The sequence below is a fragment of the Chromobacterium sp. Rain0013 genome, from assembly GCF_015291765.1.
GTDB classification, from domain to species: domain Bacteria; phylum Pseudomonadota; class Gammaproteobacteria; order Burkholderiales; family Chromobacteriaceae; genus Chromobacterium; species Chromobacterium haemolyticum.
The window spans coordinates 2232577-2252000 of record NZ_CP031514.1 but is presented as its reverse complement, the minus strand read 5'-3'; the positions used below and the strand labels follow the sequence as shown (position 1 = coordinate 2252000).

Below are 19424 nucleotides of genomic sequence, written 5' to 3'. Positions count from 1 at the left end.
AATGAATGTCAAATGGATTTTTACAATCAATATGCCGTGCATTTCAGCTAATCGACCAGCCCATGTTCATTGCCCCGCCTCCAGTGGCGGCTAGCCTTGGCGTCTCCGTTGTTGGCCAAGTTTGGCTGGCGAAAAAACGCCATCGCAAAATTGTTCATATTGAAATATTCTCCCAACAGAATATATGATTCGTCATTGTGAAATTAAATCTCAAAGCGAACACTATTTGCCCACCCCCTATATTCACTGCTGATTTTTCTCACTCACAATAGCATCGCTATGTATGCATTTTGTCCTCGCTTTGTTTTTAATGTGCAGATTGGGGAAATTAATATCGAAAACCCAGACTCCAAACCGTGTCCGTCATGATTTACGCATTTGATTGCCACGCATTCTCCGCAGCAATGACACGCAATGCGGCGTCAAACGCATGGGATTGACGGCAATTGGTTTTGCCCTGGTTTTTCGCTGAACACCAATGGAGGATTCCCCATGGAAGTCAAATTTGGCAAAAAGAACGAGCCCTCGTTTTTTCTGGAAAAGAGCAAGGATTTAATTGCGGTGCGCACTCGAGACAATCAGCCGATTTCCGCCAAGCTCAGCGCTACAATGCCAGCCGGCATCGCCAGTGGCGAATTGGTATTGCAGTTTCCGGATGCGGGTTTGGAGGTGTACCGGGTGCCGCAGGGCCAGCAATCCGTCAATACGCGGAAAACCAGTTTGCGCGGTTTGCCTGAGGTGCGTTTCGCCGGCAGCGCGCTGGTTGACCGGCTCACTGGCGAGCCGGTGATTTACACCGAGAACATATTCATCAAGTTTATTGATTCGCTGGATGAGCAAAGCTGCCTGGCCATCCTCCACGCCGCTGGCCTCACGGTAAAGCAGCGGCCGGCTTACGCCGCCAACGCTTATTTTGCCGCGGCCAAGGAGGGCAGCGGCACGCAGGTGTTTCAAACCGCGCTGGATTTGCTGCGACGCAAGGAGGTGGAGTACTGCCACCCTGAGCTGCTGCGCCAGCGCAAGCGGCGCGCCATTCACCCGAATCAGTGGCATCTGAAGAAAACCACGGTCAGTTATCAGGCGGAAATCGACGCCAGCGCCAATGTGGAGGCGGCGCATCGCCTGAGTCAGGGGGAAGGCGTTGTGATCGCGGTGATCGACGACGGCGTGGATATTGAGCACCCGGAGTTTGCCGTGCCGGGCAAGATCGTGGCGCCGGCGGATGTCAGCGATCCCGCCGCCAGCACGGACCCCCGGCCCAAGCAAGCGGGGGACAACCATGGCACGGCGGTGGCGGGCGTGGCTTGCGCCAGCGGCCGCTACGGCGCCAGCGGCGTGGCCCCCAAGGCGCGGCTGATGCCGATCCGCCTGGCCAGCGATTTGGGCTCGATGGCAGAGGCCTTCTCTTTCTTATGGGCGGCCAATCAAGGCGCCGACGTCATTTGTTGCAGTTGGGGACCTAGTGACGGCGCTTGGTTCGACCCGGCCGACCCGCTGCATCACCAGGTGGCGGCCTTGCCTGCAAGTACGCGGCTGGCGATGGATTACGCCGTCCAGCAAGGACGGGGCGGCAAGGGTTGCGTAATCTTTTTTGCGGCCGGCAACGGCAATGAAAGCGTGGATAACGATGGTTACGCCAGCTACGAAAAGGTGACGGCGGTGGCGGCTTGCAATGAGTACAGCCGGCGCAGCATCTACAGCGATTACGGCCATGCGATCTGGTGCGCTTTTCCCAGCGCCGATATTACCCACCCGGACCCGAGCATTCGGCCGGAGCCGGAGCCGGATGGCCGGCCGCCACGCAGCCGCGGCATATGGACTTCGGATCGCAGCGGCGGGGCCGGCTACAATTCTGGTAGCATCGACAGCGGGGACCAGTGGGGTAATTACACCGATGATTTTGGCGGCACTTCCAGCGCTTGCCCCGGCGCGGCCGGAGTAGCGGCCTTGATCCTGGCGGCACATCCGGCCTTGGGCTGGCAGGAGGTGCGCAACATCATCGCGCAGAGTTGCGACAAGATTTCGCACCCTGGCGATGGCGAAGGCGGCCAGTACGATGGCAAGGGCCACAGCCGTTTTTACGGCTATGGCCGGGTGAACGCCGAAAACGCGGTACTCATCGCCAAGCGGCTGGCTCAGGCCGAGCCGCAGCCCGCGCCAGCCCTCTCCGTTGATTGATCCGTCGCGGCGGCGCGCCTTCAGCCGGCAGACGGCTTGACGGCGCGCAGCACAGCCTCCTCCAGGGTGCGCAGCAGTAATTCGCATGACGCGGCCCCGGCGTCCAGCACCCCCACGGAACGCGGGCCCAGGCGGGCGGCGCGCCCCAACCGGGCCTGCATCATCCGGGTGGACTCCAAGCCCTGCGCCGCCGCCGCTTGCATCGCCCGCAGGCACTGCGGCCACCCCTCCCCGCTGGCCAGCGCTTGCTGATAGGCATCCCGCGCCGAAGCCGGCGGCGTCCAGCCAGGGCCGCGAATCCAGCATGTCCGCCATGGCATCGTGCGCATGGGCTGGTTCAGCCCGACCGAGATCGCCGCGGCCAAACGCGGCGGCACCATAGGCGACGTGATGGGTTATGACTTCTTCGACATTTACGGCCAACCGGCCAACACGACGCTGCAGGGCCGCGTGCTGGGCATCAATCGAAGCGATTTGGAACGCATCCCCAATGTGATCGCCATCGCCAGCGAGCAATCCAAGGCCACCGCTCTACTGGGCGCGCTGCGCACCGGAGTGATAGACACCCTGGCCACCACCACGGTCAACGCCATGACGGTAATCAGCCTGGACAACATCACTCGCAAGACACCGGTGGCCTAGGCTGCCCGATACGGCGCCCCCTTTTCCCCCTCGGATGCGCGGACGGTTTGATCTAGCCCATTTCGGCAACTATGTTTCATCAAGAGGCCGCCGCTGGGAGGCGTGCCGACGCACAAGTTAGACATAATATCTGTCCGGGGGAGCACTCCATGCTGCACCAGTTGACCGTCAAGCAAAAACTACTGGCCGGCTTCGGCCTGCTGATCGTCCTGATCGCCATCATCGTGGCGGTGGCGATAATGAAGTTCAACACTATCGGGGACAAGATCCGCGATGTGACCGAGGACCGCTACCCCAAGATCATGCTGGCCAACAAGATCAGCGTCACCACGCTGGACGTGGGCCGCTCCATCCGCAACGCCATCATCGTGCAAACGCCGGAAGAGACAGAGACCCACCTCAAGAAGGTGGAGGAGCTCCGCGCCGCCAACGCATCCAATCTGGACCAGATGGAAAAACTGCTGTCCACGCCCAAGGGGAAGGAGCTGTTTGATAAGCTCAAGGCCGCCAGCACTCATCTGGGCGCTCAGTTTGAACCCTTGTACGCCTTGGCGCGCGCCAATAAGAATGAGGAAGCCAAAACCTTTCTGATGAAAACCTTTGCGCCGGCCAACAACGCGTTTTTGAAGTCGCTGAAAGAGATGTCGGACTTTCAGGAAGACTTGATGCAAAAGTCGATTGAGGCCAGCAAAACCGCTCAAAGCGAGGCGGTGACGGTGCTGCTTACCGTGGCGGTGATCGCCTTGATCGCCGCGATGGCGATTGCGATGTTCATTGCCAACCTGGTGACGGTGCCGCTGAAGAGATCCGCGCAGTTGGTGCGCAATATCAAGCAGGGCGATCTGTCCGGCCACGATGAGCGGATTCCCGACGCGCGCGACGAAGCCATTGCCATGGCCAAGGATATCCAGGAGATGCGCCAGGGCTTGCGCGAGGTGGTGGCCAGCATCCAGAAAAACGCCAACGAAGTGTCCGACTCCGCTCACGAACTGGCCAGCATGTCCGAGCAAGTGGCCCACGGCGCTCAGCGCCAATCCGAGGCCACGTCCGAAGCCGCCGCCACCATCGAGGAACTGACGGTCAGCATCAACCATGTGGCGGACAACTCCAACGAAGCTTCCCGCCAGGCGGCGATGGCCGGCGATCTGGCCAGTCGCGGCGGCCATGCGGTGAAGGCGTCGGTGGGCAATATCGAATCGGTGTCGTCCTCGGTGGCGGCCACTTCGGACCAGATGAAGGGCCTGACTCAGGAAGTGCAGAAGATAGGCAATATCGTCACGGTGATCCGCGACGTGGCGGACCAGACCAACTTGCTGGCCTTGAACGCGGCGATCGAGGCGGCGCGCGCCGGCGAGATGGGCCGCGGCTTCGCGGTGGTGGCGGACGAGGTGCGCAAGCTGGCGGAACGCACCGCCAGTTCCGCCCAGGAAATCACTCAGATGATCGGCTCCATCCAAGGCAGCGCCAACCGGGTGGTGGGCAGCATGGAGCAGAGCCTGTCCAGCGTGGGCACGGTGTCCGACGGCGCCAGTCAGGCCACCGACTCCATGCAGGAGATCGAAGGCAGCACTCACTCCATCGTGCACTCCATCGGCAACATCACCAGCGCGCTGAGCGAACAGCGCACCGCCAGCCTGAACCTGGCGCAAAGCATGGAGCGGGTATCTCAGATGGCGGAGGAAAACAGCGCCACGGTGGAAGAACTGGCCACCACCTCCAGCCAGCTCAACGCGCTGGCGCAAAACCTGCAGGGCGTGACCGCGCGCTTCCGTCTCTAAAAAGCGGTTTCAAACGAGGCGGGCCCGGCAAGCTCGAGCCCGCCCTTCTCCACGCTCAGTCGTACTGGGTGCCCTTCTGGATCAATTCCACCTTGTAACCGTCCGGGTCCTGCAAAAAGGCGATCAGCGATATTCACTTCATCTGGCGCAAGCAGCAGGAGTCGGCCCTGGTCGACGGTTTCATCCAGTCCATCGCCACGGATTAAAAGCCTGTTCAATGCCTGCCACGCTAGCGCCTGCGCCCGCTTTCCCCGCCATACGCCTAGTCTCGTTCTTGCCCGCGAGACTGTGCACCGGCGCAAAAAAACCACACAAGGCCGGGCAAGCGGGGAAACGGCATGGGCGCAATGAGCAAAAATCGCAATCGGCATAACATGATCTCGTCGTAAGGTCGGCCAGCCGGCATCCGTGCGCCGGCCCTTCCTTTCACTTGGGACCCGATCATGAAAACTCTTTTCGCCGCGCTTTCGCTCAGCCTGGCCGCAAGCAGTCCGGCCGTCCTCGCCCATGCCCATTCGGCGTATTCCCACGACAGCAACTTCAGCTACCGCCATCCCAAGTGGATGGGCCTGCTGGACGATGGCCTCACGGTCAGCCAGCTGTCGCTGCCCGGCACTCACGACACCATGAGCCGCTACGGCGGCGACAGCGTCGCCACCCAAACCCTGCCCTTACGCACCCAGCTGGACGCCGGCGTGCGCGCTTTCGATATCCGCCTGCGTTCCATAGCCAACAGCTTCGCCATCCATCACGGCCCGGTATTCCAGCAGGCGATGTTCGGCGATGTGCTCAACGACATGAGCGCCTTCCTGCGCGCCAACCCCAGCGAGACCCTCTTCGTCCGGGTCAAGGAAGAACACACGCCGGAAAACAGTTCAATGTCCTTCCAGCAGATTTTCGAGTCCTACTACAATCGCTACAGCGGCTACATCGCCATTCCCGCCAGCAACAATCCCAGCTTGCGCGAGGTGCGCGGCAAAATCGTGTTCTTGCAGAACTTCTCCAGCAGCAAGCGTTACGGCATTTCCTACGGCGCCTACAACATCCAGGGCCAGTACAGCGTTTCCACCAACTGGGACTTGTACGGCAAATGGGAGAAGATCAAGGCCCACCTGAACCAGGCCAATACGGGTCCGCGCGGCAACGGCTACATCAATTATCTGACCGCCTCCGGCGGCTCCTTTCCCTATTTCATCGCCAGCGGCCATTCCAACCCGGCCACCGGCGCGCCGCGGCTGGCCACCGGCCTGACAACCCCGGGCTGGAAAAACAGCTATCCTGATTTCCCTCGCGTCAATTGCTTCATCGGCATCTGCACCATCGCCTTTGAAGGCAGCAATGTGCTGACCCAGGAATACATCCAGCGCCAGCGTCCGGCTTACGCGGGCATGGTGATGGCCGATTTTCCGGGGCCGGGGCTGATCGACACGCTGATCCAGCTCAATCTGAAAACCTGCAAACGCTGGAGCGCGGGCGATCGCGCCACTCTGGGCGACATCTACCGCTACGACAACCCCTACTCCAAAACGGTGGACTATTTCCGCAGCCGCAAGAGCGGCGGCTATTGGTATTTCCCCACCAATCAGTCCAGCAACGGGGACTGGGAATACCTGGGCCATGCCAGCGCCTGCCGCGATTGACCGCGCTCAGCCGGGGCAAAGGGTTTCCTGCAAATGCCGCCAGCGCGGCGCCCCGGCCTCATCGCGTTCAAACACCGCGGTGGCAAGCCGCAGGCTGCTTAACCAGCCGCCCTGATATTGCGCTTCGCGATAAGCCACCGTCGCGCCGCCGGCGTGCCAGTCCAGCAGCGCCAGTTGATCCACCACGATCTCCAGGCCGGGCTTGCCGCCGCCGGCTGCGGCGAACAGCCGCCGCAGCGCGTCCAGGTCCAATAACGCGCCGCTGGGCGCCACCATGGTGAAGCGCGGCGAGAAACGCGCCATCAAGGCCGCCAGCGCGGCGGCGTCCGCCGGGCCGGCAAACCATTGCCGGATGGCGATATGCGTGGCAATCACTTCGTCGAAATAAGGATTTTGGTCGGTCATGACGTTCTCTCTGAGTGGGGACGCCGCAGCAGGGCCAGCACCGCCGGGGTGTGGATGCGCAGCACGAACACCGCCGGCGCCAGGGTCAGGCCGGCGGCAATGAAGAAACAGGCTTGGTAGGCCTGGACGACGGCCACGGAGGCGCCGCCGCCCAAGGCGTTCAAGAGCATGCTGATTGCGGCCACGCCCAGGCCGAAGCTGAATTGGCGGTTGATGTTCCACAGCGCGCTGGCCTGCCGCAGCTCGGTCTCGGCCACATCCAGAAAGGCGGCGCTTTGCGCGGCGCTGCTGCACAAGCTGCCGCCGAAACCCATCAGGCCGTAAGCGGCCATCAACCCGCCATAGCGGCTGACGCCCACCGCCAACAGCAGAATGCCGGCGCTCTGCACCGCCATGCCCAGCAGCAGCAAGGGCTTGGGGCCGTGACGGTTGAAAGCGAGACGGGTCAGGCTAATGGCCAGCGCCGAGGCCAGCGCCCAGGGCAACATCAGCGCGCCGGTCCGCGCAGCGCCCAGCTTGAGCACCTCTTGCAGATACAACATCGCCGCCAGGCTGACGCCCATGAACACGCCGGGCACAAACAGGTACACCAGCATGGCGGTGCGCAGCAAACGCCCGCGCAGCAGCGCCAGCTTCAGCACCGGCTCGGCCTTGCCGGCGGCTCCGCGCGCATAGGCCGCCAGGGCCAGCGCCGCCAATGCCAACGCGACGCCGCCGCGCGGCTCATGGCCGCTTTCGCCCAACCAGCCTAAGGCCAGCAGCAGCGCGGTCATGGCAAGCGCCACCAGCATCAGGCCGGAGCCGTCCAAGGCGCCGCTCCGCGCCGCCACGTCCCCGCGCGGCAGCCAGGCGGCCGCCAACAGCAAGGTCAGCAAGGCCAGCGGCAGACTGGCCAGCAGCGCCCAGCGCCAGGACAGCATGTCCATCAGCAGGCCGCCCAGCGCTGGCGACAACGCTGGCACGATCAGCGCCACGCTCATGATCCAGGCGGTGAGCCGAGCGCGCTGCGCCGGCGGGTAGTGCCGGTAAACCATGGCCTGGCCGATAGGAATCAGCAGGCCGCCGCCCAGGCCCTGCAGCGCGCGCCAGCCTATCAAGGCCTCAATCGACCCGGCGCTGCCCGCCAGCGCGCTGGCCGTCATGAACAGCGCCAGGGACAGCAGCATCACCCGCCGTTCGCCATACGCGCCGGCCAGCCAGACGCTGAGCGGGATCACCAGGGTCAGGCCCAGCATATAGGCGTTGCCCACCCAGGCCAGTTGCGCCAGCGAGGCCTGCAAATCGCGGCCGATGTCGGGATAGGCGACGCTGACGATGAACATATTGATCAGGTCCAGCGCAAAGCCGAGCAGGTACACCAGGGTCAGTTTCAAACGGAGCGGCATCGGCGGCCTCCACGGTAAAGCGGCCGAGTATAGTCAGCGCCAGCACATGGAAAAACCCGCCAATCCCGCCTAAACTGTCAAACTATTTTTGACAATAACAGGCAATGCCATGGTCAGTCTGGACCGTTTCGAAACCTTCAAGGCCGTGGTGGACGCCGGCTCCTTCACCGCCGCCGCCGCGGCGCTGGGCCAGAGCCGCGCCGTGGTCAGCTTCAATATCAAGCGCCTGGAGCAGGAAGTCGGCGTCGCGCTATTGATCCGCAACACCCGCAGCCTGGCCTTGACCGACGCCGGCGCGCGCTTTTACCAGCGCTGCGCCGATATGCTGGAGCAGGCGCGGCTGGCGATAGACGACGCCCGCGCCGAACATGGCGAGCTCAGCGGCGCGCTGCGCGTCACCGCCACGCTGGAATACGGCCTGGCCAAGATCGCGCCGGCGATTCAGGCCTTCGCCCAGCTGCACCCGGCGCTGCAGGTGCAGCTGTCCACATCCTCGCTGCATGCCGATCTGATCGCCGAGCGCTTCGACATCGCCATCCGCCTGGGCAGCTTGCCCGAGGCCGAGCTGCACGCGGTGCCCTTGGCCCGCTTCGATATTTTCCCGGTGGCGGCGCCGGCCTTGCTGACACAAGAACAGCCCGGCGACCTGGCCGCGCTGGGCCGGCTGCCCTGGCTGGGACACAGCCGGCTCAAGCACGCCCCGCCCTGGCTGGTGGACACGCCGGACGGGAGCCAGACATCCTGGCTCCCGCCGCACCCGGCGCGGCTGAGCTCGGACAGCGCGTCCATCCTACGGGCCTACGCATTGGCCGGCCTCGGCGTCGCCCTGCTGCCGGACTGGCTGGTCAACGCCGATCTGCGGGCCGGCCGGCTATGCCGCTTGTTGCCCGATCACACATTCCCGCAGCAAGGCATTCACGCGCTCTACCCGCGTACCCGCCACCTGCCGGCCAAGGTACGGGCCTTTATCGATTTTTTGCGCGAGCGCGAGGCGGCGGGCTAGCGGACGTCCCGGTCATTGCTCCGGCACTGGGCACCGCGTTCATGCCGGCACGCGCGGAGCGGTGGGCAAAATGGCGACCTTGATGCAAAATGCCCGCGTCACACCCAAGAAGCCACTCGAATGTCCTACCTCCGCGCTGCCTCGCTCCTGCCCGCCCTTTTGCTCTTGTCCGAATTCTGTCTGGCCGATATGGGCAGCATGGGCGCCTTCATGGTCAATCTGGCACTGTTCGCCATCGCATTCTGGCTGGCGCTGACTTGCTTGGTGTTCTGGCTGCTGCGCCGGCGCACGGCCGGAGCCCAGTTCGGGTTCACGCTGTTGTTTTTGCTGTTTCCCCTGTTCTGGATGGTCTTGATCTCGGTGCGCTAACTCCCACCCCAGGCATGGGCGACACCGCCAAGCGCCTCCCTGCCAAGGTGGTTTCAACTCAAAACAATGAGAGCTCAGAACCCCACCACCAACAACAACCCCGCCGCCGCCAGCGTGCCCAGCGCCGCCACCCCATAGGTGCAGGCCTTGGCCAACGGTCCGCCGTGGACGCCGACATCGTGCAGGCTGTGGTAGATGCGGTGCGCCGCGTGCCACAGCAGCAGAGCGATCAGGCCGAACAGCACCGCCTTGCCGATCAGGCTTTGCGCCAACGCGCGCAGGGTATCGTAATCAGCGGCGCCGTCAGGCAGCCAGCCCAACGGCGCGGCGATGCCGGTGATGAATACCAGCATCGGCCCGAACAAGGCGGCCAGCATGCCGCCGGCGCCAAACAAGCCCCAGAAGATGGGCGCGTGAGAGCGTTTCAGTCCCGGTTTCATGCCGTCATCCCCCATACCAGCATCAACAAAGCGGCGCAGCACACCACGGCGGCGGCCAGGCCGCCGGCGGTGATGGCCAGCGCGGATACCCGCCGCCCGGCCAGCATCAACGGCGGCAGCGTGCGCGGCATGATCTTGAACCAGGTGTAGCTGTGGTAGGCGATCATCAGCAGCGCCGCCGCGTGCAGCAGCAGGGCCGGCGCGCTTTGCAGCGCGGCGACAAAGCCGTTCCAGGCCGCCTCCCCCTGGCTCAGCCGCCACAGCCCGCACAGCAGGGTCAGCGCGTAGCCGGCGACGAAGAGCGCCGTGCCTTCATGCACCATGTACTCGATGAAGTAAGGGTTCTTGCGCCACCAGCCTTCCATTGGCCGGACATACGGTTTTCGCTTGTTCATTTACAAGCTCCTTTGGGCCGGGCGAAGCGCAGGAAGTAATCCCTGGCTACCGCTGTCTTGTTGAGGTTCACCGCATTGGCCGGGTCCACCATCTTGGGGCAGACCTCGGAGCAATAGCCCACCGCGGTGCAGTTGAACACGCCCTCCTGCGCAGCCAACAGTTCCATCCGCTCTTCGGCCGCGCCGTCGCGGCTGTCCATGTTGTAGCGGTGCAGCAACGCGATGGCGCCAGGCCCCAGAAACTTGTCGTCCAAGCCGTATTGCGGGCAGGCGGCGTAGCACAGCAGGCAGTTGATGCAGCTGCTGAACTGAGCGTACCAATCCATCTGCGCCGGGGTTTGCAGGTATTCGCCGTCGGACAACGGCTTGTCTTCCTTGGGCACGATATAGGGCTGGATGCTTTCCAGCTTGGCGATGAAGTCGTCCAGCACCACCACCAGATCGCGCTCTATCGGGAAGTGGTTCAGCGCCTCAATGCGCACCACGCCCGGGTAGTCGCGCAGAAAGGTCTTGCAGGCCAGCTTGGGCACGCCGTTCACCATCATGCCGCAGCTGCCGCAAATCGCCTGGCGACAGGACCAGCGGAAGGCCAGGCCGCCGTCCAGGTAATCGCGAATGTATTGCAGCGCTTGCAGCACGGACATGTCGTCGCGGTACGGCACTTCAAAGTGTTGCAGCCACGGCTCGCTGTCCTGCTCCGGCCGGTAGCGCATCACCGCGATGGTCTTGATCTGAGCGGTCATCGTGTGTCTGGTCATGGTGTGTTCGCTCATGCCTTGCCCTCCTTGGCCGCGGCTTCCGCCGCCAGGCCGGCTGCGCCGTAGGCGCGCACCGCCGGCTGCGATTTGGTGATCTTCACCGCGCCGTAGTCTATGCGCGGCGCGTCCGCGCCCTGGTAGACGGCGAGGCTGTGCTTGAGGAAGTTGAGGTCGTCGCGCTGTTCGCAGCCGTCCAGCCGCTGATGGGCGCCGCGCGATTCGCGGCGTTGCAGCGCGGAATGCGCCATCGCCTCGGCCACGTCCAGTTGGTAGCCCAGCTCGATGGCCAGCAGCCAGTCGCTGTTCCAGACGCTGGATTTGTCTTCCACGTGCACATTGCGGAAGCGCTGTTTCAGTTCCGCCAGCTTGTCGCAAGTGGCCTGCATCGAGGCTTCCAAACGGTAGATGCCGCAGCCGGCTTCCATGGTTTCCGCCATTTCGCGGCGCAGTTCGGCGATGCGTTCGCCCCCTTCGCGCGCGCGCAGCGCGTGAAGGCGCGCCTCGGCGGCCTCGGCCTGCTTTTGCAGCGCTTCGCGCCGCGCGGGACGGCGCGATCGCGCGCAGCGAGCGGCTTCTTCGCCGGCCACTTTGCCGAACACCGACAGCTCCGCCAGCGAGTTGGAGCCCAGGCGGTTGGCGCCGTGGATGCCCACGCTGGAGCATTCGCCGGCGGCGAACAGGCCGGGCATGGGCGCGGCGCAGCGGCCGTCCACCAGGATGCCGCCCATGGTGTAGTGCACCGCCGGGCGCACCGGAATCGGCGCCTTGGCCGGGTCTATGCCCAGGAATTCCTCCGCCAGCTCGCAGATTTGCGGCAGCCGTTCGCGCAGCTTGGCGTGGCCCAGGTGGCGCAGGTCCAGATACACCGCGGAGCCCCATGGGCCTTCCACGGTACGGCCCTGTTGCTGCTCGTACCAGAAGGCCTGGCTCAGGCGGTCGCGCGGGCCCAGCTCCATGAATTTGTTGCGCGGCTTGTCCTCCGCCGGCCCCAGGCCGTAATCCTGCAGATAGCGGTAGCCGTCCTTGTTGACCAGCAGGCCGCCTTCGCCGCGGCAGGCCTCGGTGAACAACAGGCCGGTGCCGGGCATGCAGGTGGGGTGGTATTGGACGAATTCCATATCGCGCAGCGGCACACCGTGGCGGTAGGCCAGCGCCATGCCGTCGCCGGTGACGATGCCGCCGTTGGTGTTCTCGCGGAACACCCGGCCGGCGCCGCCGGTGGCCATCACCACCGCGCCGGCTTCGATCAGCAGGCTGTCGCCGCTGGCGATGTCGATGGCCAGCACGCCGCGCGCCTCGCCGTCCTCCACGATCAGATCCGCGCAGAAGTATTCGTCGAAGCGGCGGATGGACGGGAAGCGGATGGAGGTCTGGAACAGGGTGTGCAGCATGTGAAAGCCGGTTTTGTCGGCGGCGAACCAGGTGCGCTCTATCTTCATGCCGCCAAAGGCGCGCACATTGACGCTGCCGTCCTCCTTGCGGCTCCACGGGCAGCCCCAGTGTTCCAGCTGCACCATTTCCTCAGGGCATTGAGCCACGAAGTATTCCACCACGTCCTGCTCGCACAGCCAGTCGCCGCCGGACACGGTGTCGTTGAAATGGGCATCGAAGCTGTCGTGCGCCTGCTTGACCCCGGCGGAGCCTCCTTCGGCCGCCACGGTGTGGCTGCGCATCGGGTAGACCTTGGACACCAGCGCGATGCGCAACTCCGGGTCCGCCTGGGCGGCGGCGATGGCGGCGCGCAAGCCCGCGCCTCCCGCTCCCACGATCACAATGTCTGCTTGGTAAGTTTCCACAAGCTTTCCTCACTTAGAAGTACAAATGCGTCAATCCGTACGCCGCCAGCGTGGACACCCCCACTCCTATCAGCCCCGGCATCATGAAGCTGTGGTTGAGCAGATACTTGCCGATGCGGGTGGTGCCGCTGCGGTCCATATTGATGGCCGCCAGGTCGCTGGGATAAAAGGCGAAGAAGAAATAGGCGTAGCAGGAGGGCATGATGGCCAGCAGCTGGTGCGGGCTCAGGCCCAGCGCCAGACCGAAGGGCACCATGATGGTGAGCGTGGCGGCTTGGCTTTTGACGAAGGCGGACACCGCGAACATCGCCAGCGCGAAGGTCCACGGCGCGTAGGCCACCATGGCCTTGATATTGGCCACCAACAGCGGCTCGTTGGCCTTGACGAAGGTATCGCTCATCCAGGCGATGCCGAAGATGGACACCACGGCGATCATGCCGGCGGTGAAGACCTCGGAGCGGGCGATGACCGCCGCCTTGGCGTTGGAACGGAACAGGATGAAGGCGCCGAAGGCCAGCATCACGAACTGCACCACCGTGGTCATGGGCACCGGCTTGCCCTGGCTCACCGGCAGCCATTGCGGAAACAACGCCAGCAGCACGATGACGAAGATACCGGCGAAGAACAGCGCCACCGATTGCCGCGCCGCCGCCGGCAGCGTCTTGTCCAGGGTAGTGACGGATTGTTCCACCGAGGCGCGGAAGTTCGGATCTTGCATCCGAGCCAGGAATTCCGGATCGCGGTCCAGCTCCACGCCGCGGCGCAGGCTCCAGCATGCGGCGGCCAACACGCCCAGCAGGCCGGCCGGCGCGGTCACCATCAGGATTTGCCACAGGGTCAGCGGCTGGCCGCTATGGGCGGTCATCGCCAGCAGCGAGGTCACCGCCGCCGCCGCCGGGCTGGCGGTGATGCCCATTTGCGAGGCCACGCTGGCCATGGCCATCGGCCGTTCCGGGCGGATGCGGGTTTTGAGAGAAACGTCGGCGATCACCGGCAGCAGCGAATACACCGCGTGACCGGTGCCCACGCACATGGTGAGCAAGAAGGTGGACAGCGGCGCCAGAAAGGTGATTTGCTGCGGATGGCGGCGCATCAGCCGCTCCGCCTGCTGCACCAGGAAATCCAGGCCGCCGGCCACTTGCAACGTGGCCGAGGCGGTGACCACCGCCAGAATGATCAGCATCACGGTGATGGGCGGCTCCGCCGGCGCCACGCGGAACACGAAACACAGCACCGCCACGCCCAGCCCGCCTATCATGCCCAAGGCCACGCCGCCTCGGCGTATGCCCATCAGTATCGCCGTCAGCAGCAGTGCGAATTGTATCCAGAAAACCCACATGATCTTGTCCCTATTAGCCATTGTTTTCCGCTGTTATAGGGGATTAACAGCATCGGCTAATAGACCTTGATCAAGTCCGGCCCACAACGATTCCAAAACAGACCATTGGCATTGAGCGCAGCCTGTGCTCCAAGGCTTCCCGCCTGCTCTACCAACCTTGATAACGGCTAAGCAAGATAGCCCTTGAACAGATTCTTAAAGTGTTTTCTGCCCCTGCACCGCCGAAAAATGACTCACCACCTCGCTCAGCTGGGCGGTGCTGCTGCGAATCTGATCAATGGAGGTACTGGCCACGCCGGCGTGCTCCTCGCCCATCCGCGCCTTGACCTGCATTTCATGGATGCTCTCGCTGGCGGACGAGGTGCCGTTGCGGATGTCGTCTATCATGCCGGCCACTTCCTTGGTGGAGGCGTTGGTGCGCTCGGCCAGCTTGCGCACCTCGTCCGCCACCACCGCAAAGCCGCGGCCCTGCTCCCCGGCGCGCGCCGCCTCGATCGCCGCGTTCAGGGCCAGCAGATTGGTCTGGTCGGCAATCTCGTGAATGGTGTTGACGATGGAGGTAATGCGCAAAGTCTTGGAGTCAAGATCCTCTATGATCTTGACCGAGCGCTCTGCGCTGTTGGCGATCAGACTCATCTCGCCTATGGTGTCCTTGATCACCGCCAAGCCGTCGGACGAGGCCGCGTCCGACGCGGCGGACAAGCGGTGCGCCTCTTTCACCAGGTGCTGGTCGCGCTGCGCGGCCTCTTCTTCCTCAGTGATGTCCAGCGCGAACTTGATCACTTTGTAGACTTGCCCCTCGTCGTTGACGATGGGGTTGTAGCTGGCCTCCAGCCAGATGGGCCGGCCCTGCTTGTCGCGGCGTTCAAACTTGCCAGCGATGAAGATGCCCTGGTTCAGCCGCTGCCACAACTCGGCATAGGCAGGACTGTGCACGTATTCAGGCGGACAGAAAGCCCGGTGATGCTGACCTATGATTTCCTGCTCGCTATAGCCCACCGTGTTCAGGAAATTGCTGTTGGCGCGCAGCACAATGCCGTCGACGGAGAACTCGATCACCGCCATCGAACGGCTAACCGCCTTCATCGTATTGCGCGCTTCCAGTTCCGCCTGCACCGACTTGGTCACGTCCAGCGCGAACTTGACCACCGCCGTCACCTGGCCGGCTTCGTCGCGAACCGGGTTGTAGCTGGCCTCCAACCACACGATATCCCCGTTCTTGGTCACGCGCTTGAAGCGGTCGCTGACGAAATGCCCCTGCCGCAGCCGGCTCCAAAAGTTGCCGTACTCAGGGCTGCTCACAAACTCCGCCGGACAAAACAGCCGGTGATGCTGGCCTATCACCTCGCTGGCGCGGTAGCCCATCACCGCTTCGAAATTGGCGTTGGCGGAGCGCACCACGCCGTCCGGAGAAAACTCTATCACCGCCATTGAGCGGTCAATCGCCTGTAACACGCCCTGCTGCTTATGCAGCTCCGCCACTGTGTCCTGCAATTTGCGTTTCAAGGCCATATTGAACATGCAGCAACCCTTCCGCTCGAGTCTTAGTTCTTGCCGTCAGCGCTCGTCCCCCACACTTTTATTTACAAAGCCACCCATGCCAATGTCAAACCGTAAAAACACTTACCACGCCTCGGTAGCCAAAATGCCGGGGCTTCACAAAAAAACAAGCCGCCTTTCGGCGGCGGCAGGAGGAAAAACCAGGCTAGTCGCTCAGCCCTGCGCATCCGGATCTGTAGCCAGCCGCGAGAACATCCTGAAATCGCACGGCTCGCCTCGTACCTGACGATATGCGCGCAGCAGCCCCTCGTACTGGAAACCGCAGCCGCGCAGCAATTGCTCGGCGCGCCGGTTGCCGTCGCGCGACACCGCCTGCACCCGGTACAAGCGACAACCGCCAAACGCCCAAGCCGTAACCGCCTTGCAGGCCGCCAGGCCCAGCCCGCGCCCCCAATAGGCCGGCGCCAGGTCGAAATCGATTTCCGCGCTGCGGTCCGCCGGCCAGACGGCGTCAAAACCAATGGAGCCGGCCAAGCATCCCAGATCATCGTCCACAATGGCCAGCCGCAACGGCGCGCCCGGTTCATCGGAACGATAGGCCTGCACCAAGGGCGCCAGATCCGCCGCCGACTGCAGCACCCAGCGCAGATGCTGCGCCACCTCCGGCAGGCGCAGATAATCGTACCAGTCAGGAATATCCAGCATTTCCATTGGACGCAGGCTGAAGCCCTGCATATCGATAGACGGCGGGGGTATCACATTCATCACGAGCACCAGAAATGAGGGGGACCGGCCCCACGCCTGCAAGCGAAATGGACCGGGCCGCGCTTTATTGTGTAGAGCGAAAGACCGCATTCCATTCTAGAAGATAGCTCGCCAATAGAAAGCCGATATGCGGGCGGAGCCTCGGGATGGGCCCAGATATTCATGTCGGCAGACGCAGGCTAAAAGCCGCCGGGATGTGCGGGCTATCGCCGGAGAAGAAGCCCTGCATTGCCTTGCGCGCATCATCCGAGAGCGGTGGCGGGAGGGAGTGAAAACGGTGTTGAAACTAGCCTTTCGGCCGGCGCCTTATCAGCCAGGCTTCGTCATAATGCGACAGGACAAATATTCAGCCGCCGCGCCTGCGCGCCGAGCGGCACAGGCTCGCTCTTTGATCGACCCCAACTTGCGAAGGAGCCTCGCCATGAATCTAGACCAAGCCGTACTGGAAGATCCTGTCGTCGAAGACATCGACGCTCAGATCGAAAAAGTGCTGGCCATGATGTCCACCCAGGAGTTGCAACGGCTGCAAGCCAAGTTGCAACAGCGGTATCAGTTGGAGTATTCCGAAACCGACGCTCATCCGTTCAATATCAAAACCATCATCAAGGGACGCGAGATCCGCTTTTCGCGCGGGGTGTCGCCGGCCTCGCGCGCCTTCATGATCCTGCACAGCCTGGGGCATTATATTTTCATCTGCGCGGCCAAGCGCAAGAACATCAAGCGCTACGACTATATTTACGATCTGCGCGGGGTGCAGACGGCGCTGCACTATTACGAAACCGCAGGACAGGGCAGCGGCCTGGATCAGCCGCCGCCGATGACGGCGCAGAAACGCAAGGACCGGGTGTCATTCGAGGTGGGGGCCAACCGCTTTGCCGCCGACCTGCTGGCCGACATCGGCTTTAGCCAGGCGGAGGCCCTGATTCAGCGTTATCAGGTGGGCGACATCAACTATATTCTCGACGTGTCGAGCGGCGGCAAGGCCGCCATCGTGCCCAGCGACCACGACTATCTGCGCCGCTACATTTGCGCCGGCTTGTCCATTGATCCCAACGACGCTTACGATGACGGCGTCTATGATCCGGACGCCTACCGCCGGTACGGCATAGATTGGCAATATATCGAGGATATCCGGCTTGAGATTCATTTCTTCTGATTCTTCCGGGCGCGCATGGTCAGCATAAGCCGCCCCCAACTGGCCGCCTTGTTCTGCTGCATGTTCATCATCGGCTCGGCCGAAGTAGCGGCCGGCCCGATGATGGCCTTGATGGGCCGCCATTTCGGCGTGCCTTCCAGCGCCATAGCCTATCTGCCCGCCGCTTACGGGCTGTGCTACGGCGTGTTCGCGCTGGTGGCCGGCCCGCTGTCCGACCGCGTCGGCCGCAAACCCCCGTTGCAACTGGGCCTGCTCGGCTTCGCCTTGTGCTGCGCGCTGCTGCCCGTCGCGCCCAACCTGAACGCGGCCGTCGCGCTGTCCGCGCTGAGCGGCCTGTGCGCGGCGGTGATCCAGCCCAATGCGCTGGCGCTGGTGGCGGACCTGGCCCCTCGCGCCCAGCTTGGCCAAAGGCTGGGCCAAGTCTTCATCGGCTTGATGCTGGCCTTCGTGCTGACCCCGGCGCTGGCCGGAAGGCTGGCGGATACCGCGGGTTGGCAGGCCAGCTATTACGCGCTGGCCACGGCCGGTTTGCTGGCATGGGCCGCGGTGCGGCGGCTGTTCCGCGCCGACGGCGGCCGCCTGACGGCGGACAGCGGCTTTCTGGCCACCTTGGCCGGCGCCTGGCGCACACCCGGCGCGCGGCGGCGGCTGTGCGTCAGCTATCTGTGGCTGGGCTGGGTGGCCGGCTTCGGCGCCGTAGTGGCCGAGGTGGCCGCGCGCAAACTCACCCTCAGCTCCACCGGCGGCGGTCTGCTCGCCGGCGGCTTCGGCCTGGTGGTTGTGCTGGGGAATCTGTGCGGCCCCCCGCTGCAACGGCGGCTGGGCGAGGCGGCCTTGCCGGCGGCGGCGCTGGCGGCCGCGCTGGGCATCCTGTCCTTCCTGCTGCCCCTCGCCGCTTTGTGGCAGTTGGCGCTGGCCGGCAGTCTTTGGGCCTTCGGCTACGGCTGCGCCGGGCCCTTGCACCACGCGCGCCTCAGTACGCTGTCCGAACGCTATCGCGGCACCCTCAATTCTTATCACGCCAGCTTGCTGAACCTGGGCATTTTTTCAGCTTCCCTGCTGCTGGGCCTGAGCAGCGAGCCGAGACCCATCGCCTGGTTCTGCGCCGCCACCGGGCTTTTGACCCTGGCCGGCGCGCTCTTGTTGCTGCCCTTCGGACCGGGCTTGCGGCCGGCAAGCGCCAACCCTTCCTGAAGGCGGCTCAAAACCCAACCTCACACGGTAAGTGCGCCCCATCCTGCCCGGACTCTCAAGGCTTTGAACAGGTTTCAAACCTATCGCCGGCATTGAGAAATACAATTTCGGCATCGGCTTGCAAATTCGCCGGCCGGACAAATAATGACAAATACAAAACAAAATGCCGTTTAACTAAGGAATTGTCATGATCGTCATTCGGGAAATTGATCATATCGTGCTGCGGGTCAGCAACTTGGCGAAGATGGAACGCTTTTACGGCGAGGTGCTGGGCTGCACCGTGGAACGTCGGCGCGAGGACTTGGGGCTGGTGCAACTGCGCGCCGGCCATTCGCTGCTGGACCTGGTGCCGGTGGATGGGCCTCTGGGACGGGCAGGCGGCCGCGCGCCTTCCGCGGAAGGCCGTAACCTGGATCACTTCTGCTTCCGCGTGGACCCCTTCGATGAGGATGCGATACGCGCCCACTTGGCCCGGCACGGCCTGAGCGCAGGGGAAACCGCTCAGCGCTACGGCGCCGAAGGCGAGGGCCCCTCGCTATACCTGCAGGATCCGGAAGGCAACGTGGTGGAGCTGAAAGGCCCGTCCTGCCCTTAGAACCTGTTCAAAGTCTGCTGCGCTTCAGCGATACGGCGTTAAAAACAAGCTCAAAATGCTCATGTACCACTTGTACATTCCGCTTT

Annotated in this window: 19 protein-coding genes; 9 read left to right on the top strand and 10 right to left on the bottom strand. The window is 63.5% G+C overall.

Annotated elements, in window-relative coordinates; genetic code table 11:
- Window positions 1–492 precede the first annotated feature (492 nt).
- The gene (locus tag DXT74_RS10585) at window positions 493–2178 is read left to right on the top strand and encodes a S8 family serine peptidase (protein ID WP_194427903.1); all 1686 of its coding nucleotides are present in this window, start codon (window positions 493–495) and stop codon (window positions 2176–2178) included.
- A 20-nt stretch (window positions 2179–2198) separates the two neighbouring features.
- On the opposite strand, the gene DXT74_RS10580 is transcribed toward DXT74_RS10585, so the two are convergent.
- The gene (locus DXT74_RS10580; protein WP_194427902.1) at window positions 2199–2507 is read right to left on the bottom strand and encodes a DAK2 domain-containing protein; all 309 of its coding nucleotides are present in this window, start codon (window positions 2505–2507) and stop codon (window positions 2199–2201) included.
- Between DXT74_RS10580 and DXT74_RS10575 the strand changes: the two genes are divergently transcribed.
- The 3 genes from DXT74_RS10575 to DXT74_RS10560 all read left to right on the top strand — a co-directional run bounded on the left by DXT74_RS10575 (window position 2506) and on the right by DXT74_RS10560 (window position 6238).
- Window positions 2506–2820, top strand: coding sequence for a sugar-binding domain-containing protein (locus DXT74_RS10575; RefSeq protein ID WP_194427901.1), 315 nt, complete (start codon window positions 2506–2508; stop codon window positions 2818–2820). The two genes, DXT74_RS10580 and DXT74_RS10575, sit on opposite strands and share 2 nt — an antisense overlap.
- Before the next feature lie 149 nt (window positions 2821–2969).
- Window positions 2970–4598: a methyl-accepting chemotaxis protein gene (locus tag DXT74_RS10570; RefSeq protein ID WP_194427900.1), complete on the top strand. Its 1629-nt coding sequence runs from the start codon at window positions 2970–2972 to the stop codon at window positions 4596–4598.
- A 443-nt stretch (window positions 4599–5041) separates the two neighbouring features.
- Window positions 5042–6238 (top strand): phosphatidylinositol-specific phospholipase C, encoded by a 1197-nt coding sequence (locus DXT74_RS10560; RefSeq protein WP_194427899.1) that lies wholly within the window; start codon window positions 5042–5044, stop codon window positions 6236–6238.
- A 6-nt stretch (window positions 6239–6244) separates the two neighbouring features.
- Here DXT74_RS10560 and DXT74_RS10555 read toward each other — a convergent pair whose 3' ends face one another.
- Together DXT74_RS10555 and DXT74_RS10550 are read right to left on the bottom strand one after the other, a co-directional pair.
- Window positions 6245–6643: a DUF4440 domain-containing protein gene (locus DXT74_RS10555; protein ID WP_194427898.1), complete on the bottom strand. Its 399-nt coding sequence runs from the start codon at window positions 6641–6643 to the stop codon at window positions 6245–6247.
- Window positions 6640–8028 carry an MFS transporter gene (locus DXT74_RS10550; RefSeq protein ID WP_194427897.1) on the bottom strand — a complete coding sequence of 463 codons (1389 nt, stop codon included), beginning with the start codon at window positions 8026–8028 and terminating at the stop codon, window positions 6640–6642. The genes DXT74_RS10555 and DXT74_RS10550 overlap by 4 nt, the downstream gene beginning before the upstream one ends.
- A gap of 109 nt (window positions 8029–8137) precedes the next feature.
- Here DXT74_RS10550 and DXT74_RS10545 point away from each other — a divergent pair, with 109 nt between their 5' ends.
- Together DXT74_RS10545 and DXT74_RS10540 are read left to right on the top strand one after the other, a co-directional pair.
- On the top strand, window positions 8138–9031 hold the full coding sequence (locus tag DXT74_RS10545) for a LysR family transcriptional regulator (RefSeq protein ID WP_194427896.1): 894 nt from the start codon (window positions 8138–8140) through the stop codon (window positions 9029–9031).
- 120 nt (window positions 9032–9151) lie between these two features.
- On the top strand, window positions 9152–9400 hold the full coding sequence (locus tag DXT74_RS10540; RefSeq protein WP_194427895.1) for a hypothetical protein: 249 nt from the start codon (window positions 9152–9154) through the stop codon (window positions 9398–9400).
- 74 nt (window positions 9401–9474) lie between these two features.
- On the opposite strand, the gene frdD is transcribed toward DXT74_RS10540, so the two are convergent.
- The 7 genes from frdD to DXT74_RS10505 all read right to left on the bottom strand — a co-directional run bounded on the left by frdD (window position 9475) and on the right by DXT74_RS10505 (window position 16393).
- Complete coding sequence (gene frdD / locus DXT74_RS10535) at window positions 9475–9840, bottom strand: fumarate reductase subunit FrdD (protein ID WP_194427894.1); 366 nt, start codon at window positions 9838–9840, stop codon at window positions 9475–9477.
- Window positions 9837–10235: a fumarate reductase gene (locus DXT74_RS10530; protein ID WP_043633295.1), complete on the bottom strand. Its 399-nt coding sequence runs from the start codon at window positions 10233–10235 to the stop codon at window positions 9837–9839. The genes frdD and DXT74_RS10530 overlap by 4 nt, the downstream gene beginning before the upstream one ends.
- The gene (locus DXT74_RS10525; protein ID WP_370551749.1) at window positions 10232–11008 is read right to left on the bottom strand and encodes a succinate dehydrogenase/fumarate reductase iron-sulfur subunit; all 777 of its coding nucleotides are present in this window, start codon (window positions 11006–11008) and stop codon (window positions 10232–10234) included. Before DXT74_RS10525 ends, DXT74_RS10530 begins: the two co-directional genes overlap by 4 nt.
- Window positions 11005–12789 carry a fumarate reductase (quinol) flavoprotein subunit gene (gene frdA / locus DXT74_RS10520; RefSeq protein ID WP_043633292.1) on the bottom strand — a complete coding sequence of 595 codons (1785 nt, stop codon included), beginning with the start codon at window positions 12787–12789 and terminating at the stop codon, window positions 11005–11007. Before frdA ends, DXT74_RS10525 begins: the two co-directional genes overlap by 4 nt.
- A gap of 13 nt (window positions 12790–12802) precedes the next feature.
- On the bottom strand, window positions 12803–14128 hold the full coding sequence (locus tag DXT74_RS10515) for an anaerobic C4-dicarboxylate transporter (RefSeq protein WP_043633291.1): 1326 nt from the start codon (window positions 14126–14128) through the stop codon (window positions 12803–12805).
- A gap of 195 nt (window positions 14129–14323) precedes the next feature.
- Window positions 14324–15649 (bottom strand): PAS domain-containing methyl-accepting chemotaxis protein, encoded by a 1326-nt coding sequence (locus DXT74_RS10510; RefSeq protein ID WP_043633289.1) that lies wholly within the window; start codon window positions 15647–15649, stop codon window positions 14324–14326.
- Window positions 15650–15841: 192 nt separating this feature from the next.
- The gene (locus DXT74_RS10505; protein ID WP_043633286.1) at window positions 15842–16393 is read right to left on the bottom strand and encodes a GNAT family N-acetyltransferase; all 552 of its coding nucleotides are present in this window, start codon (window positions 16391–16393) and stop codon (window positions 15842–15844) included.
- 421 nt (window positions 16394–16814) lie between these two features.
- On the opposite strand from DXT74_RS10505, the gene DXT74_RS10500 reads away from it, so the two are divergent.
- The 3 genes from DXT74_RS10500 to DXT74_RS10490 all read left to right on the top strand — a co-directional run bounded on the left by DXT74_RS10500 (window position 16815) and on the right by DXT74_RS10490 (window position 19338).
- Window positions 16815–17549, top strand: coding sequence for a hypothetical protein (locus DXT74_RS10500; protein ID WP_194427893.1), 735 nt, complete (start codon window positions 16815–16817; stop codon window positions 17547–17549).
- A gap of 15 nt (window positions 17550–17564) precedes the next feature.
- Window positions 17565–18743, top strand: a complete 1179-nt coding sequence (locus DXT74_RS10495) for an MFS transporter (RefSeq protein WP_196783856.1) — start codon at window positions 17565–17567, stop codon at window positions 18741–18743.
- A 187-nt stretch (window positions 18744–18930) separates the two neighbouring features.
- Entirely contained in the window at window positions 18931–19338 is a 408-nt protein-coding gene (locus DXT74_RS10490; RefSeq protein WP_081555328.1) for a VOC family protein, read from the top strand.
- The last annotated feature ends 86 nt before the right edge of the window (window positions 19339–19424 follow it).

What these genes read in the sequence shown, in the direction of transcription:
- DXT74_RS10585 (WP_194427903.1), top strand. Translation starts at nt 493, where the DNA reads ATGGAAGTCAAATTTGGCAAAAAGAACGAGCCCTCGTTTTTTCTGGAA.
- DXT74_RS10575 (WP_194427901.1), top strand. Translation starts at nt 2,506, where the DNA reads ATGGGCTGGTTCAGCCCGACCGAGATCGCCGCGGCCAAACGCGGCGGC.
- DXT74_RS10580 (WP_194427902.1), bottom strand. Translation starts at nt 2,507, where the DNA reads ATGCGCACGATGCCATGGCGGACATGCTGGATTCGCGGCCCTGGCTGG.
- DXT74_RS10570 (WP_194427900.1), top strand. Translation starts at nt 2,970, where the DNA reads ATGCTGCACCAGTTGACCGTCAAGCAAAAACTACTGGCCGGCTTCGGC.
- DXT74_RS10560 (WP_194427899.1), top strand. Translation starts at nt 5,042, where the DNA reads ATGAAAACTCTTTTCGCCGCGCTTTCGCTCAGCCTGGCCGCAAGCAGT.
- DXT74_RS10555 (WP_194427898.1), bottom strand. Translation starts at nt 6,643, where the DNA reads ATGACCGACCAAAATCCTTATTTCGACGAAGTGATTGCCACGCATATC.
- DXT74_RS10550 (WP_194427897.1), bottom strand. Translation starts at nt 8,028, where the DNA reads ATGCCGCTCCGTTTGAAACTGACCCTGGTGTACCTGCTCGGCTTTGCG.
- DXT74_RS10545 (WP_194427896.1), top strand. Translation starts at nt 8,138, where the DNA reads ATGGTCAGTCTGGACCGTTTCGAAACCTTCAAGGCCGTGGTGGACGCC.
- DXT74_RS10540 (WP_194427895.1), top strand. Translation starts at nt 9,152, where the DNA reads ATGTCCTACCTCCGCGCTGCCTCGCTCCTGCCCGCCCTTTTGCTCTTG.
- frdD (WP_194427894.1), bottom strand. Translation starts at nt 9,840, where the DNA reads ATGAAACCGGGACTGAAACGCTCTCACGCGCCCATCTTCTGGGGCTTG.
- DXT74_RS10530 (WP_043633295.1), bottom strand. Translation starts at nt 10,235, where the DNA reads ATGAACAAGCGAAAACCGTATGTCCGGCCAATGGAAGGCTGGTGGCGC.
- DXT74_RS10525 (WP_370551749.1), bottom strand. Translation starts at nt 11,008, where the DNA reads ATGAGCGAACACACCATGACCAGACACACGATGACCGCTCAGATCAAG.
- DXT74_RS10515 (WP_043633291.1), bottom strand. Translation starts at nt 14,128, where the DNA reads ATGTGGGTTTTCTGGATACAATTCGCACTGCTGCTGACGGCGATACTG.
- DXT74_RS10510 (WP_043633289.1), bottom strand. Translation starts at nt 15,649, where the DNA reads ATGTTCAATATGGCCTTGAAACGCAAATTGCAGGACACAGTGGCGGAG.
- DXT74_RS10505 (WP_043633286.1), bottom strand. Translation starts at nt 16,393, where the DNA reads ATGAATGTGATACCCCCGCCGTCTATCGATATGCAGGGCTTCAGCCTG.
- DXT74_RS10500 (WP_194427893.1), top strand. Translation starts at nt 16,815, where the DNA reads ATGAATCTAGACCAAGCCGTACTGGAAGATCCTGTCGTCGAAGACATC.
- DXT74_RS10495 (WP_196783856.1), top strand. Translation starts at nt 17,565, where the DNA reads ATGGTCAGCATAAGCCGCCCCCAACTGGCCGCCTTGTTCTGCTGCATG.
- DXT74_RS10490 (WP_081555328.1), top strand. Translation starts at nt 18,931, where the DNA reads ATGATCGTCATTCGGGAAATTGATCATATCGTGCTGCGGGTCAGCAAC.